General features: G+C 65.9%; 1 protein-coding gene and 1 pseudogene. Both read right to left on the minus strand.

The window, feature by feature from the left end; translation table 11 throughout:
• Window positions 1-523 (minus strand): annotated as a pseudogene (locus tag QOH60_RS26975) (VldE C-terminal domain-containing protein); the annotation flags it as partial.
• Window positions 524-995: 472 nt separating this feature from the next.
• On the minus strand, window positions 996-2,597 hold a 1,602-nt coding region (locus QOH60_RS26980; protein ID WP_526424951.1), incomplete at its 5' end, for an NAD-binding protein.

Here is a 2,597-nt window from a genome sequence, read left to right on the forward strand (position 1 = left end):
CGATGTTCCATCGTTGCGCGTTCGCGAGTGCGAAACCGGCGATCTGGTTGCCGAGATCGACGCCCTCGGGGGAGAAGGGGTCGGGGATCATCACGTCGATCGCCAATCCGTTGGGGTGCCATTTCAAGACATCCTGTCGCCAGCCGCCGATTGTGGTGATCTGTGGAAACAGGACGCTGATGGCGCGGGCCACCCGAATGGTGTCTACTTGTAACCCGTTCTCGGGCGCGACACCGGGCGGCAGCTCGAAGGGCATGGCGGTGGCGGGAGTGACTGGCGCACTTGCCGCCAACAGTTCGGCCTGTGCCGGAGTGGCGACCTTCGGTGCGCCAGGCAGCGGAGGCGCCGGGCGCGGCGCAGTCGCAGCCGGATTCGCCGCGCAGCACGATGGCTGGGTGCCTTGGGCGTGCTGTGAACCCTGGGCGTAGAACATCCCGCCCGCCACGATCAGCGAGGCGGCGAGTGCCAACCAGCGGCCATGGCCGTTGGCTACCAGATTCCTGCGCACGAACAGCACTTTACTGTCGTTTCTCACGCTGTTCGGCAAGCTTGCAAATCTCTCAGACGTCGACTAATCACATCTACCCGTGACGACGTCGGCACCATCGCCCGGCTGATTTCAGGACCCCAACGGCCGACCGGCCATCCATGATCAGTAGATCATGGATACTGACGATCATCTATGAGGCGTCTTGTATCCGACACGGCCGCAACACCTTTGGCAGATGCAGCTTCGGCCGAAGGGCCAGATGAACGCCGTCGACGCGGACAACCCGACTGCCGCAGCCTTCTGCGGGGCAGCCGTACATCGCTCGACAACGTGTCAGCTCCGCGACGGCGCGTGATCCAGCGACCACCGCCAGGCGCAACCAATCACACTCTGAGCTGCACTTATGCAAGATACATTGACAAGCCCTCGCGACACGCCGAAGTTCTGTCAATCTAGCCAGGCGTGTCTTGTCAATCCTCACTGCATCTCGACAGCCGCGCGGGTTTCAACCTGTCGTCGCTGAATCAGTGACGTCGGACGGCTGGGCGCCCTGGCCCTTGCGCAGGGTGTCCAGCAGTTCCCGGTAAGGCCCAACCAGGTAGGCGGTGTCGCCCGCGCTGAGCCTGGTGTCGCGGCGGGGGTGCAGCCGAGCGGCCGTCCCCGGCCGCGTGATCGCGATGACGCGGGTCTGGGTCGACAGGTCGGCCATCCGCATGCCGTCGAGCTCGCTGCCGAGCTTGACGTACATGCCGCCGACCATGAACGAGCGGTGGCCGACCGAGAAGGTGCCGAGCACCTGCAGACCCAGCGCCGCGCCGATGAACCAGGGCGCACCGAGTTCCACTGTGGAGCGGACGTTTTCAAACCCGAAGCGCTGCGCGACGGCCGCGCCGAGCGTGCGGTCGTAGACCCGAAGCACGATCGGCACGTCGGGCCGGTTGACCTCCGGCAGTGTGCGCGGCCCGAGCATCTCCTTCAGCACGACCGCGGTCTCGATGTTGACGATGTCGTCCTGGGTCAGCACCGCAACGGCGCGGGCTTCGTCGATGCGGGCGGATTCCAGTGTCTGGCGCAGCGTGGCGTCGCCGAAGATCACCGGTACGTCGAGGAGGGCGGCTGTTGTCAGGTAGCGGTTGTCGTCGTCACGCTCGATGACCGCCACGTCGTAGCCTGCGGCCGTCAGATCACTGACCACCCGGATGCCGAACGAGCCGAGGCCGACCACGATCACGTGGCGTCGGAGGAGTCGCACCTTGCGCCGGCCAGCGGATTGAGCGATCCGTCGCGACAACAGCAGATCCGCGATGAACGCCACCAGGATCGCGGTCGTGGTGACACCTGCGAACATCAACAAGATGCCGAACATGCGCAGCCAGGTTGGCTGCTCCAGAAAGCTGAAGTCGCCGTACCCGACCGTGGCGATGGTCTCGGTGCTGAAATACAGCGCGTCGATCCACGTCATACCTGGTGGGTGTTGGTAGGTGAAGCGCAGCAGAAGCGTCGCGCCCAGCAGCAGGGTCATGGAGGCTGCGAACGCCCGGTAGAACATCGGGTTGATGTCCTCGCGGACCAGCCTCACCGCGTCGATCACTCGGCGCACTGGCGGACGCCGCAACTTCCGTTGGGACAGCGGTTCGGGCATTTTGATGCCCTGCTCGACGAGTTCGTCGGCGGTGCCGATCATCGCGGTCCAATCACCCTCGCGAACGCGGAAGTCACGGCCGGGACAGGCCACCACCTCACCGGGCGTGTCGGAGTTCTCGCCGCGGATCACCGCGGCGGGCGCCAGGTCCCCGTAGATCTCGCGCAACGTGCCGTCGCGCGGCGCGTCCGTGCCTGAGACGACGAAGTCGATCCCAGCCACCGAAATCGTGTGGGTGGTCCGGGCCAGGCACGCCTCCACCACCGATGCCGCGGCGAGGTCGGCGACGTCGAGGATGGCGCCGGGCCCGTTGTCCTGCGCCATGGCCTCCCGCAGCACACTGTTGGCCAGCCGCGCCACCACCCGCACGTTCGGATTGGCTTGCCGTGCCAGCAGCGCGAATTCGAGGTTCAGCCCGTCGTCGTCGGCGGCGCAGATCACCGCCTGCGCATCGGCGACGCCCGC

The sequence above is a fragment of the Mycobacterium sp. genome (assembly GCF_032159765.1).
GTDB lineage: Bacteria > Actinomycetota > Actinomycetes > Mycobacteriales > Mycobacteriaceae > Mycobacterium.